The following is a 15,584-nucleotide window of genomic DNA, read 5'->3' on the forward strand; positions in this document are numbered from 1 at the left end:
AGAGACACAGGTGCAACACCTCGCCCCGTTCCGACGGGGAGAGGTCGCCGCGAGTCTTCGCGGGTCGCGGGTGAGGGGCACCACCTAAACGGTACCGTAATTACGCGGTCCCCACTTGTCACCCCTCACCGCATCTCCGGGCACTCGCACGGGGTCGGGACCGGGCACCCGCCGGTGAACACCGGCAGCACGTCCTGTTCGGCCGACGCCAGCACCCCGCGGTAGTACGCGAGCCGCTGTTCGGGGTCGTTCATCACCCCGCCGAACGCCCGGTTCGGGTCGAGGTACAGCCGCGGCACGCCGATCTCCTTCACCCGCAGGTGCTGCCTCGCGGCCTGCACCCACAGTTGTAGCGGCATGCCCCAGCCGCGCTCGGTGATGCTCAGGCTCGCGAGCGCCTCCCGGCGGTACGCCTTGAACCCGCAGAACGAGTCGGTCAGGTCGAACCCGTACCGTGCGTTGATCTCTCGGGTGATGGTCGCGTTGATGAACCGGCGGTCGGTCGGGGCCGGGGTGTCCTGGCGGAAGTCGCGGAAGTACCGCGAGCCCGACACGATGTCACAGTCGTGGATCGCCTCGAGCAGCACCGGGATGCGGGCCGGCTCGTGCTGCCCGTCGCAGTCCATCGTCACCAGTACGTCGTAGTCGTGCTCGAGGGCGTAGGCGAACGCCGAGATCAGCGCCGCCCCGTACCCGCGGTTCGTCGGGTGGTCGATGCGGTGGACCCCCGGCTCGGCGGCGAGCAACTCGGCGGTGCCGTCGGTCGAGCCGTCGTTGATGACGAGAATATCGGGGCTGTACCGGCGGACCTCGCCCAGCACCTGCCGGACGTGCTTCGCCTCGTTGTAGACGGGTATGGCGGTCAGGGTGCGCATCGTAATGGTCCGGCGGAGGGGCGAGTTCCTGGTGTCTACTCAATGGTAGGCGGACCCGCGGTCCGAGAGCAAACGCCGAGCCCCGCCCCGTCCGGGAATACCGCGGGGGCCGCCGCGTCTTTCGGCGCTCGCGGGTGCGCCGGCTGGCGCGGATGTGCCGCTCGCGCCGGGAAACGAGACCGCGGCCCCGCCCGCCGCCCGTTGACTCGCCGCGGTCCGGGGGGAACACTCAACCGACACCTTGCGCCCGCACCCGGAGGAACCACATGACGCGGCCCGCACTCGCGCTCGCCCTGACGGCGCTTCTAGCCTCGAATTCCCTCGCCCAACAGCCGGTGCTCCAGGGGCCGGTGGTGGGGTCGAGCCCCGGCGGGTTCGGCCCGCCGCCGTCGGTCCCGCACCAGGTGATCCTCCCCGGCCCGACGCCGACGCCGGGGCCGCCGATCAACTCGACCGGCCAGGAGGGGTTCTACAAGAGCGGCGGCATTCTCGTCGGCCGCAACGGGTACTTCCCGTACGACACGGGCGCGTACCTGCTCGGCGGCACCGACGGCCTCGCGCGGTCGCTCGGGTTCTACCGCATGGAGATGCCGGTGCAGAACTACAACCCGGACGCCGTGCCCCCGCTGTACCTGGGCGGGCACCACGGCGGGCGGTGCCGCGGGTGCAAGTGAACTGGTGATTATTGGTGGGGCAGACATTCCTGTCTGCCTCCGATCGCCTCGGCAGGCAGACAGGAATGTCTGCCCCACCAATCACGAAATCACCGGGGGACTTACGTCCCCCGCTCGCCAAGATCACGAAACGCAGCGGCCCCGGGAGTGAGTGAACTCCCGGGGCCGCGTATTCGCTTCTGACCTCAACCGACCGCACTCACACCGACTTGGCGGCCCGGCCGAGGAGCAGGCCGACGCCGAACCCGATCAGCAGGGCCGGCAGCGGGTGCTTGCGGACGAGGCTGGTCAGCTCGGTGCCGAAGTCGCCGACCCGGTCGGCGGCCACGTCGTAGGCGTCGCCGGCCCACGCCTGGGCCTTCTGGCCGATGTTCGACGCGTCGCCGGCCCACTCGGCGACCTTCTCGCGGGCCTGGCCGGCGTAGTTGCCGGCGTTCTCCATCAGGTGGCTGGCCCCTTCCTTCACGCGGTCCACGACGCCCTGGGCGTCCTGCTTGCCGCTGTTGGCGGCGTTGGCGGCCTGGTCGGTCGCGGTCTTGGCCTTGTCGGCGGCGTTGTCGATCCCGCTCTTGATCTGGTTCTTCATATCAGCCATGACAATTCTCCTGCGCTACAGAGTGACTTGGTTGTGTGTCTCGACACCGGGGATCTGTTATGCACTCAGCGTGCCAACCAGGACCGGTTCCCCGGCGGCCTTCTCGTCCTTCGCGGCGGCGGCCGCCAGAATCGGGGCCATCTCGGCCAGGCGCTTCTGGGCCTCCACCAGGGTGCGGCCGACGCCGTCGGCCCCCTTGATCCCCTCGACCGGGTCCGCCCCTGGCTTCGGGTCGTCCACCTCGCCCAGGCGCGCGACCACCAGCTTCACCTCCGGGTGCCGCGTCCGCAGCCGGTTCACGAGGTACCGGGTGTGGGACATGCCGCCCGGGGGGAGGGACACGAGCACCACGACGGCCGGCTGGAACGCCTCGACCTGCTCGACCAGTTCGGAAGCGAGCATCTCGTCCCCGGGCACCCGCACGTCCCAGACGGCCGGGTCGAGCGACCCGGCGAGGAGGTCGGCGGCGACGTGCTCGGCCTCGTCGCGGGCCGGCACCACCAGCGCCCGCACCCGGGTCGCGTCACCGGTCCGGGCCACCACGGGCCGCAGGTCGGCCACCTCGCCGGCCACCTCCCGCACCCCGCGGACGATGGCCTTCAGCGCCGCATCGTCGAGGTCGCCGTCGGCGGCGTCCCGGCGGGCCATGAACAGCGCCGGGATCACGACGGAGTCGAACGCCGCGTCCGGCCCGTGCTCGGCCGCCACCTTCAGCGCCACGTCGGCCGCCTCGTCCTGGTCCCGGGCCGCGAGCCGCTGGTAGAACGCGACGTGCGGGGCCAGGGCCGGCTCGTCGCCCAGGAGCACGTCGAGGAACTCGAACCGGCTGGCGTACTTGCCGAGCACCAGCAGGCACGTCGTGAGCGGGCCGGACAGGATCAGCCCCAGCGGCCCCCACAGGAACGCCCAGAACGCCGCGGCGACGAGCTGCGCGACCTCGGACAGCCCCATGCTCGCCCCGTACAGCCACGGCTCGAACACGTTGTTGCACACGACCTCCAGCGAGACGTAGAGGACCAGCACGCCGACCGGCTGGGCCAGCCCGGTGCTCGTCGCGAACGAGTACAGCACCGGCGGGACGAGCCCCGCGATCGTGCCGACGTAGGGGACGTACCGCATCACCGCGGCGACGAACCCCCACAGCAGCGCGTAGTCCACGCTCATGGCGAACAGGCCCACGGTCACGATCAGCCCGAACCCGCTGTTGAGCAGCAGCTGCATGAACAGGTACCGGCTGATCCGCCGCGACGCCTCGTCGGCGGCCTTGGTCGTGGTGGTGATCTTCCCGGCCCCGAGGAGCCGGATGATGCGGTTCCGCAGGTCCTCCCGCCGCAGGAGCATGTAGACGGTGAGGACGAACGCGAACGCGGCCTGCCCGAGGAACTCCGCCACCGGGCTGATGTACACGTCGAACCGCGTCCCGATCGACGAGTTCGCCCCGGGCTCCACCATCACGGCCTGCTGGCCCTCGGCCTTCGGGGCGACGAGCTCGCTCATCTCGGTGATGAAGTCGCCGAACCGGTTCGTCCCGTCCCCGCCCACCCACGCCTTGGCCCGGGCGACCTTCTCCTTGATGGCCTCGGCCCGGTCCGGCAGCGTCTGCGCCAGGTGCACGACCTGCCGGGCCACGAGCGCCCCCACGCCGACCGTGCCGACGACCACGAAACCGACGGTGAGGATGACCGCGAGCGTGCGGTTCAGCCCCCGGCGGTGCAGCCGGGTGACGACCGGCCCGAGGATGAACGCCAGGAAGATCGACAAGGCGATCGGGATGAACACCGACCGGGCCACGTACAGGGCCACGACCACGACCACGGCGACGACCGTGGCGCTGAGAGTCACGACGGCGCGTTGCCAGTCGTTTGCGGGCATTGGGCTTCCCCCGGGATGTCTTGGGACGGGTTGGGAGACGCAACGGGCGTGCCGGCCCGCACGCAAACCGTTTCCGCGGTTGCGCAAGTGGCCGCTCGAATCGTGCGCCGGGCCGGCCCGAACCCGGCCTAACGCGACGGCGCAACCCCTGTAATGGGAAGAGTTACGGTGAACTCGGACCCGGCCCCGCGACCGTCGCTCCTGGCCGAGACCGTTCCGTCGTGCATTTCGACGAGTCTGCGGACGAGCGCCAGGCCCACGCCCAGCCCGCCCTGGGAGCGGTTGAGGGTCTGGTCCACCTGGGTGAACAGCTCGAAGATCTTCGGCAGCAGCTCCGCGGGGATGCCGACGCCGGTGTCCCGCACGCGGACCGTCGCCCGGCCCCCCTCGGCGACCGCGGTGACCGACACCTTCCCGCCCGGCTCGGTGTACTTGGCCGCGTTGTTCAAGAGGTTCGAGAACACCTGCGCCAGGCGGACCCGGTCGGCCAGCAGGGTGACGGCGTCCCGGGGCCCGTCCACGGTCAGCTCGACGCCGGCCTTCTCGATGGTCGGGCGGCTGATCTCGACGGCCGAGTCGAGCACCTCGTTGAGGGACGTGGGCTCGCGGGTGAGCCGGAGCTTGCCGGTGGTGATCCGGGACACGTCGAGCAGGTCCTCGACGAGCCGGGTCATCTGGGCGACCTGGCGCTCGAGCCGCTCGCGCTGGCGGGCGACGGTGTCGGGGTTGTCGGCGGCCAGCCGCATGATCTCGAGGCCGTTGAGGATCGGGGCCAGCGGGTTCCGGAGCTCGTGCCCGAGGGTGGAGAGGAACTCGTCCTTGCGGCGGTTCACCTCGCGGAGCGCGTCGTTGACCTTGGCCAGCTCCTCGGTCCGCTCCCGGACCTTGTGCTCGAGCTCGGCGGCCGCCCGGTGCTGGACCAGGGCGTACCGCATGGCCCGCTCGAGCAGCGCCGGGGTGAGGCCGGTCTTCTCCAGGTAGTCGTACGCGCCGGCGTTGAGGGCCTCGAGGTCGGTGCGGCTCTGGCCCTGGCCGGTGAGCAGGATCACCGGGCCGAAGCACCCGCGGGCGTGGACCTCCTCGAGCAGCTCGATCCCGGTGCGGGCCCCGAGGCGGTAGTCGAGCAGGTAGATGTCGTGGGACCCGGCGCAGATGGCGTCCCGGCCGGCGTCGTAGGAGGGGGCCCAGTCGAGGGCGAACCCGCCCCCGCGGATGTCGCCGACGAGCTCCCGGGTGAGGACGTGGTCGTCCGGGTCATCGTCGATGAGGAGCACCGACACGGGCCGGTGCGGGGTGCCCCGCTCGGCCCCGGGCGGGCGGGGGCCGGCGCGGCGCTCGATCTCAGGTGGCGGGTTCGGTCCCATGCGGCGGCAGCTCCACGATCTCGAGCCAGTACTTGCCAAGTGCGCGGACGACCTCGACGAGCCGGTCGAACGTGACCGGCTTGGTGATGTACGACGCGGCCGACAGGTCGTAGCTCCGGAGCACGTCCTCCTCGGCCCGCGACGTGGTCATGATGACGACCCGGATCCCGCGGAACCGCGGGTCCTGCTTGAGCTCCTGGAGCGCCTCGCGGCCGTCCTTGCGGGGCATGTTCAGGTCGAGCAGGATGATCCCGGGCCGCGGGGCCGGGGCCGGGGCCGCGTACCGGCCCCGCCGGTTCAGGTAGTCCATCAGCTCCTCGCCGTCCTCCACGAACCGCAGCGCGTGGGCGAGGTGGTTCTCCTCGAACGCCTCGCGGATCAGCGCGCGGTCGTCCGGGTCGTCGTCGGCGATCAGAATGGTGACCGGCTTCGTGTGCGCGTCGGGCATGGGCGGACCGGTCCTCGGGCGACGGCACCTACGCGGCCCCCGGGTCGCCCGCGGGGGCCTGGGGCGGGGGCGGCGGGGCCACCGGGACCGTGACGACGAACGTCGCCCCGGCCCCGACCCGGCCCTCGGCGGTAACGGTCCCGCCGTGCCGCTCCAGAATCTTACGGCAAATCGCGAGCCCGACGCCAGTCCCCTCGTACTCTTCGCGGCCGTGGAGCCGCTGGAACACCTGGAAGATGCGGTCCGCGTACTTGGTGTCGAACCCGATCCCGTTGTCCCGGACCGTGTACCGGACCCGGGGCGGGGCGTCGCCGTCGGCGGGGACCCGCTCGCCCCACACCTCGACGAGCGGCCGCACCCCGGGCCGGTGGAACTTGACCGCGTTGGCGATCAGGTTCTGGAACAGTTGCCGCATCTGCGTCGGGTCGCCCTCGACGTCCGGGAGGTCGCCGACCCGGACCTCGCCGCCGGTCTGCTCGATCCGCACGCTCAGGTCCGACACGACCTCGCGGACCAGGCCGCCCACGTCCAGCCGCGCGTGCGCCCGGGCCTGGGTGGTCACCCGGGAGAACGTCAACAGGTCGTCGATGAGCTGCCGCATCCGCCCGGCCGACGCGAGCATCCGGTCCACGTAGTCCCGGCCCCCGTCGGGGAGGTGGTCGCGGAACCTGGTCTTGAGCCGGTCCCCGAACGCCTGAATCTTGCGGAGCGGCTCCTGGAGGTCGTGGCTGGCGACGTAGGCGAACTGCTCGAGTTCGGCGTTGCTCCGGGCCAGCTCCGCGGCGACGGCCCGGACCCGCTCCTCGACCCGCCGCCGCTCCTCGATCTCGTCCACCAGGGCCGCGGTCCGCTGGCGGACCATCCGCTCCAGGTTCTCGGCCTGGCGCTTCTGGTCGTCGATGTCGGTGACGCTCCCGACCCACTCGGTGACCGCCCCGGCCGGGTCGCGGAGCGGCACCGCGGTCGCGAGCATCCACCGGTACTGCCCGTCGGCGGCCCGGCGGAGGCGGAACTCGTCGGCGAACCGCTCGGGCTGGTGCGCGACGGCCCGGTCCCACGCGGCGCGGAACGGGCCCGCGTCGTCGGGGTGGACCAGGCCGGGCCACGGGTCCGGGCGGCCGCCCGGGGCGGCCCCGGTGTACTCGGCCCACCGGCGGTTGAGGAACGTCACCGCGCCGCCGGGGTCCGCGGTCCACACCATCTGCGGCACGGCCTCGGTAAGGGTGCGGAACCGCTCCTCGCCGGCCCGGAGCTTGTGCTCCAGTTCCCGCTGCTCGGTCACGTCGGTGTTGGTGCCGAACCACCGGACCACGCGGCCCGCGTCGTCGCGGATCGGGCGGGCCCGGCTCAGGTGCCACCGCCCGGCCCCGTCGCGCCGGCGGATCTGGAACGTGTCCTCCCACGGCTCCCCGGACGCGACGTGGGCCGCGAACTTGTCCACCACCCGGGCCGCGTCGGCCGGGTCCAGGACGGACCGCCACCCCCACCCGAGCATCTGGTCCGGGGTCGTCCCGGTGTAGTCGTACCACCGCTGGTTGTACCAGAAGATGGACCCGTCCGGGTCGGTCATCCACGCGAGCTGCGGGATCGACTCGGCGAGCTGGCGGAACTTCTCCTCGCTCTCGCGGACCACCTCGGCGGCGGTCCGCTGGTCGTGGACGTCGGCCATGGACCCGATCCACTGGTCCACGGTGCCGTCGGCCCGGTGCAGGGGGACGGCGACGGTCAGGAACCACCGGTACTCGCCGGTGTCGCCGCGGCGGAGCCGGACCTCCTCGCGGAACCGGTCCGCGACCCCGGCCGCGGCGTTGGCCAGGGTCTTCCGCCACGCGGCCCGGACCCGGTCGTCGTCGTCCGGGTGGGCGGCGGCCAGCCACCCCCGCTCCCGGACCACCTCGAGCGGCACCCGGGTGTACTCGAGCCACCGCTGGTTCAGGTACGTGACCGTGCCGTCGGGGGTCGCGTTCCACACGATCTGCGGGATCGCCTCGGTGAGGGTCCGGTACCGGGCCTCGCGCTCGGCCAGTTGCACCTCGGCCCGCTTCTGCTCGGTGACGTCGCGGGTGAACGTGCGGCTGTGGATGAACCGGTCGCCCTCCCACAGGCCGCTCGACGAGATGAGCACGTCGCGGGCGGTGCCGTCGGCGCGGCGGAGCCGGGCCGGGAAGTTGTCGACCCGCTCGCCGCGGAGGAGCCGGGCCTGGACCTCGGCCATGCCCCCCGGGGCCTCGTGGAACGCGGCCGCGGGCCGGCCGACGTAGTCCCCGGCCCCGCACCCGAGCATCTCCAGTTCGGCCCGGTTGGCGCTGAGGACGGTGCCGTCGGGGCCGGCCCAGTGGAGCCCGACGCTGGCGTTCTCGAAGAAGTCGGCCAGGTTCCGCTCGCTCCGCTTGACCGCCTCCTCGGCGGCCCGGCGGTCGGTGATGTCGGTGGCCGACCCGAACCACCGGACCGCCGCGCCGGCCTCGTCCCGCTGCGGGAGGGCGCGGCTGAGGAACCACCGGTACGCGCCGTCGGCCCCGCGGAGCCGGTACTCGGCCTCGAACTCGGTCCCGGCCGCGACCGCCCGCCGCCACGCGGCCGCGGTCCGCTCGCGGTCGTCGGGGTGCAGGGCCGCGACCCACCCCCACCCGAGGGTCTCGGCCTCGGCCATCCCGGTGTACTCGTACCACTTCGCGTTGTAGTACTCGCGGCCCCCGTCGGGCCGGGCGACCCACACGATCTGCGGCACGGCCGCGGCCAGGGTGCGGAACTGGGCCTCGCTCCGGGCCAGTTCCGCCTCCCGCTGCTTGATGACCCCCTCGGCCACGAGCCGCCGGCCCAGCTCCCACCGGAGCAGGCCGTACCCCGCGAGCATCATCCCCAGGGCCAGCCCGCCCCCGAGGAGGCTGGTCACGGTCGTGGCCCGGTACTTGTTCCGGGCCACCGTGGCCCGCTCCCCGAGGTGCGCGTCCTCGCGGGCCGCCATCCGGGCGACCGTGGCCCGGACCTCGTCCATGAGCCGCTGCTCCCGCTCGTTGGCCGCGGCCAGGGCGGTCCGGTCCCCCGGGAGCGCGCGGGCGAGGGCGGCCTGGGTCATGGCGTCGATCTGCGCGGCCACCGCGTCCCGCAGGTGGGCCGCGTCGGCGGCCTGGGCCGGGCTGTCGGCGACCGCGTCGCCCAGGCCCGCGAGCCGCCGGAGCGCGGACCGGCACGCGGCCGAGAACGGCGCGAAGTACGCCCCGCTCCCGGTCACCTGGAACCCGCGGCCCGCGGCCTCCGCGGCCGTCACGTCCCCCAGCAGGTCGTCGAGTTCGTCCTTCACGCCCAGGGCGCGGGTGACCAGTTCGTCGTTGTAGATCAGCGAGTTGATGTTGTAGCTCGACGCGGCCGTGTTCGCGACCAGGGCGGCGACGGCCGCGACCCACACGGCCGTCACCCACCGGGACACGCCCCGGAGCCCGAACCCGCCGGTCCGCACCCCCCGGAGCACCGCGAGGAAGTCCTCCTGCTCGCTGGTGAACAGCCGCCGGACGAGCGGGACCATGGCCGCGACGGTCATGAGCGAGACCGCCGCCGTCACCGCCTTGAGCACCCCGGAGAACCGGTAGATCGGCTCGAAGAAGATGACCGCCTCGACCAGGTGGACGAACCCGCACGCCAGGATGAACAGCGCGAACAGCCGGAACACCCGCGGGAACGGGAACTCCTTCCGCCACGAGAACGCGAGCAGGACGACCGGGATCGAGACGTACGCGACCCAGATGAGGAGGTCGCTGACGACGTGCAGCCAGATGAGGCTCGGGGTCCACGCGCCGCACTGCGCCCGCGGGACGAACCCCGTGGTGTCGAACAACCCGTCCGCGAACTCGGTCATGGGTGAGGTTCCGGTGGGGTGCCGGGTGGGCGGCGGGCGCGGAAGGCCCGTGGCGAGCCGGTGACCGGGCGAACCCTGAGCGCCAGCGAGGGGGTGAGGCGCACCCCCTCGCTGGCGCTCAGGGTTCCCACGCACCCACGGACGCGCCCGCCCCGGGCGGGAACTTCCCGCGCCACTCGCTCCTCCAGTACAATACGGAGGAACGCACACCGTACTGGGAACCGCGCATGGCCAGTTCAAACACCCCCGCACTTCCGGTGCCGCTCGGCGTCCCCCAGCGCATTCTCGTCGTCGAGGACCTGGAGGACCAGCGGGCGTCGCTCCAGGAGCTGCTCCAGTTGAGCCTGGGCGTCGAGGTCGACACGGCCGAGGACGGGGCCAAGGGGTTGGACCTGCTCCGGGCCCGCCCGTACAGCCTCGTCATCACCGACCTGCGGATGCCCAAGGTGTCCGGGATGAAGCTGATCGAGACGATCCAGGCCGAGAAGATCCCGGCCACGGTCATCGTCACCACCGGGCACGGGAGCATCAAGGACGCGGTCGAGGCGATGCGCCAGGGGGCGCACGACTTCCTCACCAAGCCGGCCGACCCGCAGCACCTGATCCTGCTGGTGAAGCGGGCGCTCCGCGAGCGGGGCCTCCAGGACGAGGTCACCGCGCTGCGGCAGCAGCTCCAGGGCCGGCACGCGTTCCAGAACGTGCTCAGCAAGAGCCCGCGGATGCACGACGTGTTCGAGCTGGTCGGCCACATCGCCGACACCACCTCGACGGTGCTCATCCGGGGCGAGACCGGGACCGGCAAGGAGCAGGTCGCCCGGGCCATCCACCAGGCGTCGGCGGCGCACCGGACCGGGTCGTTCGTCGCCGTGAACTGCGGCGCGCTCAACGAGAACCTGCTCGAGTCGGAGCTGTTCGGGCACGAGAAGGGGTCGTACACCGGGGCCGACCGGAAGCGGGTCGGGCGGTTCGAGCTGGCCCACGGCGGCACCCTGTTCCTCGACGAGATCGGCGACGTGCCGATGTCCATGCAGATCAAGCTGCTCCGGGTGCTCCAGGAGCGGCGGTTCGAGCGGGTCGGCGGCGGGGAGCCCATCGACATCGACGTCCGCGTCGTCGCCGCCACGCACCAGGACATGGAGAAGCTGGTCAGGGAGAACAAGTTCCGCGAGGACCTGTACTACCGGCTCAACGTGGTGCGGATCGACATCCCGCCGCTCCGCGACCGGCCCGAGGACATCCCGCTGCTGGTGGCGCACTTCTGCCAGAAGTTCGCCCGCCCGGGGCAGAAGCCGCCGGTCGTCTCGCCCGAGGCGATGGAGGTGCTGCTCAAGTGCCCGTGGCCGGGCAACGTGCGGCAGCTGGAGAACGCCATCGAGCGGGCGTGCGTGACGGCCCGCGACGGCACCGTCACCCCCGACAAGCTCCCGGGCGACGTGGGCCGCAAGGGGGACGGCAAGGCGCACCCGTTCCAGGTGGACCTGGCCCGGTCGCTGCCCGACCAGATGGCGGAGATGGTGGCGGAGTTCGAGAAGCGGTACCTGCGGAAGGCGATGAAGCGGACCCGCGGTCACGTCGGCAAGTGCGCCGAGATCTCGGGCCTGTCGCGCCGCAGCATCACCGACAAGATCGCCCAGTACGGCATCGACAAGGGCGAGTTCAAGAAGGAGTAGTTCCGAGGTGGCGGGGGCGTTGAGGTCCCAGTGCTCCCGCACCGGGCTACAGACGCCGGCCCCTCCCGGGCGGAAACTGATATCGGGTCGCGTGCTCTTCACCCCCGTAGGGGGTCGACGTTTGTAGCCCGGTGCGGAAGCACTGGGAAGTGTTGGACGCGGGACGCAGTAAACACAGCGAGCGGCGACCTCGCGGTCGCCGCTCGCCTTGTTCTTCGGCTCGGGGCACTCAGGCGGTGAGCGCGCCGCGCCTGCCGCTGGCGAGCAGCACGAGCCCCGCCACCACGGCGATGCCGCCGACCACGGGCGGGATCCACACGGTCTTCTCGCGGTCGGCCGAGACCTGGATCGGGCCGGCGTCCACCAGCTTCTCACGGGTCACGTACGTGAACCCCTGGTAGCCGAGGGCCAGCGCGCCGAGCACCACGAGGATTAGACCCACTACTCGCATGTTCAAATCTCCGGGGAGCGCCCCGGGACGGGTCCCGGGACGGGTTAGTGTGGCAGGGGTCAACCGCGGGCCGTCAGGCCGTTCAGCTTCGAGCCGGCCGCCTCGGTCGCCGCGTCCACCAGCTTGGGGACGTTGTCGCGGACGCTCTGGTTGGCCGCCGCCGACGCCGTCTCCAGCGCCGTCTCCGCCAGTTCGCGGACCTTGCGGCCGGCCATCGCGATTAGTTCGTCGAACAGCCCGGGGCCCCGCGGGGCGGCCGGGGCGCTCGGGGCCGAGTTCATGTACGCCGGGTACGCCGAGGCGACGGGGGCGCTCGGGGCCGACCCGAGGCCCAGGCCCGACGACCGGCCGCGGAACGCGATCAGCCCGGTGAGGAACCCGAGCCCGGCCGACACCGCGACCGACGGCCACGGGTGGTTCTGGACGTGCCCGCTAATGTCGAAGATCTCTTTCATCTTCTCCCCCACAACGTCGGCCGCCTGCTTGACGGTGTCGGACACCGCCCCGGGGGCCGTGTCGACCAGGGACCGCACCGCGCCGACCGTGTCGGTGAACGTGTCGGCGGCGGTCTGCACGGTCCCGACCACTTGGCTCTCGAGGGCGCTGACCTTGGCGCTCATCGCCTCACGGGTCTGGTGCATCTCGTGCTCGATCTGCTCGGGCGTCTTGTCGGGGGCGTCGGGCATGGGGCTCAGCTCTGGGGTGCGGTTTTCCACGTCAGGTTCTCCTGGAGGGCGTTGAAGGTCTTGTCCGGGAGCGGGTTGAACCGCTCGAGCAGCAGGTAACTCGCCGCCGCCGCCGCCCCGCCGAGGAGGGTGAACAACAGGCCGGTGATGCCCCAGGAGGCCCACATCGAGAACTGGTAGTACTCGTGGAGGAAGAACGCGAGGGCGGACACCAGGCCGAGCATCCCGACCGTTAGCAGCACGATGCCCAGCGCCCCGAATTCCGCTGCCTGCTTGGACCGCTTGAAGTCCTCGCGGACCTCGGCCTTGAGCATCTGGATCTGCTGGCGGAACAGGGTCTGGGCGTCGTCGATGATGCCCGAGACCAGCGTCGTAACGGTGGTGCCGTTGGGCGGGGAGGGGGCCGGCGTCGCTGCCGGGGTGAGCCCCGCGGCCCGGTTTTCGGTAGTGGTCATGGTCGAGATCCTTACGGGGTCGCGGACACGTTCGGAGGTGTCTGCACGACTCGTGCCAACGGCGAGATTCGCACCGGACGGCGCGCCGCACCACAAACGCGAGCGGGGGGCCGAAGCCCCCCGAGTACCGCGCTCCGACGCACGCGGGGGGCCCGCGCCCCCCGCTCGCCGGCCGGTTAACTCTTCGCCGCTTCCAGCGCGACCTTCGCCGCCTGGACCGGGTCGACCTTGGCCTCGTCGGGCTCCATCACGATGCCGCCCTCCCCTTCGAGGCGGCTGATGTCGTCCTTGTTCTCGATGTCCAGGAGCGTCGGCAGGTGGCGGAAGTCCCCGCGGATCACCTTCAGTGCCATCTTCTCCTGGTCCACCTCGAACCCGCTGCGGTAGCCGGCCTCCTGGAACACCCGGCCGAGCCACGACCTCCGGGTGAAGAGGTACTGGACGAGGAACAGGCCGCCGGCTGCCGGGAGCACGAGCCACCACGGGTGCACGACCGCGGTGAGCGCGAGCCCGGCCACGATCACCAGCCCGCACACGGCCTTGGTCACGCGGCCCGCGGTCCACTCGCGGTCCAGCTCGCGGAGCCGGGCCTCGATCGCCTCGGGGCCGGAGTCGGCGATGCACGCCACCCGCTGCTCGAGGGTCGCGTGCCGCAGGCACGCCTTATGGTCCACGCGCGGGGTCGCGGGGTCGTTCGTCATGGTGCGTCCTCACAGAGGGACGGGTGAGGCGCGTTGGGCCGCGCCGGGCGCCGCGCCGTTAGTCCGCCGGAACCACGCTCCGGCGGCGGTGCCCGCCCGGCCCCGCCTCACCCCTGGACCTGGGAGAACACCAGCACGCTGTACGGGCCGATGTTCACCGAGCCGTGCGCCGGGAGCCCGTCGAACTCGCCGGGTTCCGCGGTCACGTCTGCGGACGGGTAGCCCTGGAACTCCGAGCTGTACCCGGCCCAATCACTATTGAAGAGCAACTTCCATGCCCCGGCCGCCGGGAACCCGATGGTGAAGTTCTCACGCACGTTGCGGTCGAAGTTGGCGAACACCACCACGTCGTCGCCCGGCCCGCCCTCCATCCACCGGCGGAACGCGATCACGTTGTTCGCGTCGTCCACGCGGATCAACTGGACGTGCTGCCCGGTGAGCCCGCGGGTCTGGCCCCCCCGGTTGAGCCGGAGCCGGATCAGGTCGCGGTACAGCCGCACGATCCCGCGGAACGCCTCCTGCTTGTCCCAGTCGAGGGGCACGGTGTCGCGGAACCACCCGCCCTCCAGGAACTCTTGCCCCTGGAAGAGCATCGGGATGCCCGGGGCGGTGAACACCAGTGCCGCGGCCAGCGTGGACCGCTTCTGGGCGAACCAGTTCTTCGGGTCGCCCGGCGCGATCTCGTGGACCACCCGGGCCTTCCCGTTGGCCACCTCGTCGTGGCTCTCGGAGTAGATGACCCGCTGGAACGCGTCGTCGTTGTACCGGTGGGTGATGGCGTCCGCGACGGCGACCATGGACCGGTGCTCGTCGTGCGGGGCGATGACCGCCTCGCGGACCGGGTGGACGAACCGGTCGTCCCACTGGGCCCCGTACCCGGCCCCGCCCTCGGCGACGGACTTGGTCATCCAGTCGCTGTGCTGCAGGTCCTCGGCCACGGTCAGCGTGTTCGGGTGCCGCTCGCGGATCTCCCCGTTGATCCACTGGAGCAGCGTCCACCCGTCGGGCAGGTTCGCGTCGCCGTCGGCCCGGACGCTGCGGATGTAGAGGGTCATGTCCATCCGGAGCCCGTCGACGTGGTAGTCCTCGACCCACATCATGGCGTTGTCGCGGATGAACTGCCGGACCTCGGGGCGGCCGTAGTCGGGCCGGGTGTCGCCCCACGGGGTCTCCTTCCGCCAGTCCTGGTAGAAGTAGATCCCGCCGGCCCCGTTCTCGCTCCACCCGTCGAACTGCCACAGGTCCAGGTCCGACGGGCCGAAGTGGTTGTACACCACGTCGAGGATCACCGCGAACCCGTTGCGGTGCGCCGCCCGGATGAAGTTCTTGAACGCCCGCGGGCCGCCGTACGCGCTCTCGACGGCGAAGATGTGCGCGGGGTTGTACCCCCACGACCGGTCGCCGGCGAACTCGGCCACCGGCATCACCTGGATGCAGTTGACCCCGAGCCGCCTCAGGTGGTCGAACCGGCGGACCACGCTCTCGAACGTGCCCGGGAGCGGGCTGCTCGGGTCCTCGTCGTTGAACGTGCCGACGTGCAGCTCGTAGATCACCCACTCGTTCCACGGCGAGGTCTTGTAGAACTCCTCGCCCCAGTCGAACTCCGGGTCGTGGACGACCCCGTTGCCGACGGAGTTGGTGACCTCGCGCGCGTACGGGTCGATCTTCGACAGCTCCCCGGCCGGGGTCCTGATCAGGTACCGGTACTCGTCGCCGACCTTGGCCCCCGGCACGTCGGCGTACCAGTAGCCCCCGTCGTTCTCGCGGGCCAGGGGGTGCCTGGCGGCGTCCCAGTCGTTGAACGTGCCGGTGACGGAGACGGCCTCGGCGTGGGGCGCCCACACGCGGAACGCGACGCCGGCCCCGTGCGGGATCGCGCCCATGCCGGGGCGGGCCGCCGGGGCCTCGGAGTGGCGGCCCTGGGCGATCGCGGCGAC

13 protein-coding genes are annotated in these 15,584 nt (G+C 71.8%); 2 read left to right on the plus strand and 11 right to left on the minus strand.

The window, feature by feature from the left end:
* Positions 1 to 125: 125 nt before the first annotated feature.
* Entirely contained in the window at positions 126 to 875 is a 750-nt protein-coding gene (locus ACTIGN_RS31990; RefSeq protein ID WP_439631624.1) for a glycosyltransferase family 2 protein, read from the minus strand.
* Positions 876 to 1,141: 266 nt separating this feature from the next.
* Here ACTIGN_RS31990 and ACTIGN_RS31995 point away from each other — a divergent pair, with 266 nt between their 5' ends.
* Positions 1,142 to 1,549, plus strand: coding sequence for a hypothetical protein (locus tag ACTIGN_RS31995; RefSeq protein ID WP_439631626.1), 408 nt, complete (start codon positions 1,142 to 1,144; stop codon positions 1,547 to 1,549).
* A gap of 199 nt (positions 1,550 to 1,748) precedes the next feature.
* Here ACTIGN_RS31995 and ACTIGN_RS32000 read toward each other — a convergent pair whose 3' ends face one another.
* The 5 genes from ACTIGN_RS32000 to ACTIGN_RS32020 form a co-directional block, all read right to left on the minus strand.
* On the minus strand, positions 1,749 to 2,144 hold the full coding sequence (locus tag ACTIGN_RS32000) for a hypothetical protein (protein ID WP_439631628.1): 396 nt from the start codon (positions 2,142 to 2,144) through the stop codon (positions 1,749 to 1,751).
* Positions 2,145 to 2,201: 57 nt separating this feature from the next.
* Entirely contained in the window at positions 2,202 to 4,016 is a 1,815-nt protein-coding gene (locus tag ACTIGN_RS32005; RefSeq protein ID WP_439631630.1) for an AI-2E family transporter, read from the minus strand.
* A 128-nt stretch (positions 4,017 to 4,144) separates the two neighbouring features.
* Positions 4,145 to 5,380: an ATP-binding protein gene (locus ACTIGN_RS32010; protein WP_439631632.1), complete on the minus strand. Its 1,236-nt coding sequence runs from the start codon at positions 5,378 to 5,380 to the stop codon at positions 4,145 to 4,147.
* Positions 5,358 to 5,828 carry a response regulator gene (locus ACTIGN_RS32015; protein ID WP_439631634.1) on the minus strand — a complete coding sequence of 157 codons (471 nt, stop codon included), beginning with the start codon at positions 5,826 to 5,828 and terminating at the stop codon, positions 5,358 to 5,360. The genes ACTIGN_RS32010 and ACTIGN_RS32015 overlap by 23 nt, the downstream gene beginning before the upstream one ends.
* A 28-nt stretch (positions 5,829 to 5,856) precedes the next feature.
* Entirely contained in the window at positions 5,857 to 9,684 is a 3,828-nt protein-coding gene (locus ACTIGN_RS32020; protein WP_439631636.1) for a PAS domain S-box protein, read from the minus strand.
* Positions 9,685 to 9,911: 227 nt separating this feature from the next.
* Here ACTIGN_RS32020 and ACTIGN_RS32025 point away from each other — a divergent pair, with 227 nt between their 5' ends.
* Entirely contained in the window at positions 9,912 to 11,354 is a 1,443-nt protein-coding gene (locus tag ACTIGN_RS32025) for a sigma-54-dependent transcriptional regulator (RefSeq protein ID WP_439631638.1), read from the plus strand.
* A gap of 229 nt (positions 11,355 to 11,583) precedes the next feature.
* Here ACTIGN_RS32025 and ACTIGN_RS32030 read toward each other — a convergent pair whose 3' ends face one another.
* The 5 genes from ACTIGN_RS32030 to ACTIGN_RS32050 form a co-directional block, all read right to left on the minus strand.
* Positions 11,584 to 11,805, minus strand: a complete 222-nt coding sequence (locus tag ACTIGN_RS32030) for a DUF3185 domain-containing protein (protein WP_439631640.1) — start codon at positions 11,803 to 11,805, stop codon at positions 11,584 to 11,586.
* Positions 11,806 to 11,864: 59 nt separating this feature from the next.
* Positions 11,865 to 12,491, minus strand: coding sequence for a DUF883 family protein (locus ACTIGN_RS32035; RefSeq protein ID WP_439631642.1), 627 nt, complete (start codon positions 12,489 to 12,491; stop codon positions 11,865 to 11,867).
* A 5-nt stretch (positions 12,492 to 12,496) separates the two neighbouring features.
* Positions 12,497 to 12,946, minus strand: coding sequence for a phage holin family protein (locus tag ACTIGN_RS32040; protein ID WP_439631644.1), 450 nt, complete (start codon positions 12,944 to 12,946; stop codon positions 12,497 to 12,499).
* A 176-nt stretch (positions 12,947 to 13,122) separates the two neighbouring features.
* A complete protein-coding gene (locus ACTIGN_RS32045; RefSeq protein ID WP_439631646.1) occupies positions 13,123 to 13,647 on the minus strand; it encodes a hypothetical protein in 525 nt (174 codons plus the stop codon).
* A 107-nt stretch (positions 13,648 to 13,754) separates the two neighbouring features.
* Positions 13,755 to 15,530, minus strand: a complete 1,776-nt coding sequence (locus ACTIGN_RS32050; protein WP_439631674.1) for an alpha-amylase family glycosyl hydrolase — start codon at positions 15,528 to 15,530, stop codon at positions 13,755 to 13,757.
* Positions 15,531 to 15,584 lie beyond the last annotated feature (54 nt).

Source organism: Gemmata sp. (assembly GCF_051859125.1).
Taxonomy (GTDB): Bacteria; Planctomycetota; Planctomycetia; order Gemmatales; family Gemmataceae; genus Gemmata.

Bases quoted from the DNA above. Each gene is read 5' to 3' on its own strand.
- ACTIGN_RS31990 (WP_439631624.1), bottom strand. From the start codon at position 875: ATGCGCACCCTGACCGCCATACCCGTCTACAACGAGGCGAAGCACGTC.
- ACTIGN_RS31995 (WP_439631626.1), top strand. From the start codon at position 1,142: ATGACGCGGCCCGCACTCGCGCTCGCCCTGACGGCGCTTCTAGCCTCG.
- ACTIGN_RS32000 (WP_439631628.1), bottom strand. From the start codon at position 2,144: ATGGCTGATATGAAGAACCAGATCAAGAGCGGGATCGACAACGCCGCC.
- ACTIGN_RS32005 (WP_439631630.1), bottom strand. From the start codon at position 4,016: ATGCCCGCAAACGACTGGCAACGCGCCGTCGTGACTCTCAGCGCCACG.
- ACTIGN_RS32010 (WP_439631632.1), bottom strand. From the start codon at position 5,380: ATGGGACCGAACCCGCCACCTGAGATCGAGCGCCGCGCCGGCCCCCGC.
- ACTIGN_RS32015 (WP_439631634.1), bottom strand. From the start codon at position 5,828: ATGCCCGACGCGCACACGAAGCCGGTCACCATTCTGATCGCCGACGAC.
- ACTIGN_RS32020 (WP_439631636.1), bottom strand. From the start codon at position 9,684: ATGACCGAGTTCGCGGACGGGTTGTTCGACACCACGGGGTTCGTCCCG.
- ACTIGN_RS32025 (WP_439631638.1), top strand. From the start codon at position 9,912: ATGGCCAGTTCAAACACCCCCGCACTTCCGGTGCCGCTCGGCGTCCCC.
- ACTIGN_RS32030 (WP_439631640.1), bottom strand. From the start codon at position 11,805: ATGCGAGTAGTGGGTCTAATCCTCGTGGTGCTCGGCGCGCTGGCCCTC.
- ACTIGN_RS32035 (WP_439631642.1), bottom strand. From the start codon at position 12,491: ATGCCCGACGCCCCCGACAAGACGCCCGAGCAGATCGAGCACGAGATG.
- ACTIGN_RS32040 (WP_439631644.1), bottom strand. From the start codon at position 12,946: ATGACCACTACCGAAAACCGGGCCGCGGGGCTCACCCCGGCAGCGACG.
- ACTIGN_RS32045 (WP_439631646.1), bottom strand. From the start codon at position 13,647: ATGACGAACGACCCCGCGACCCCGCGCGTGGACCATAAGGCGTGCCTG.
- ACTIGN_RS32050 (WP_439631674.1), bottom strand. From the start codon at position 15,530: ATGGGCGCGATCCCGCACGGGGCCGGCGTCGCGTTCCGCGTGTGGGCG.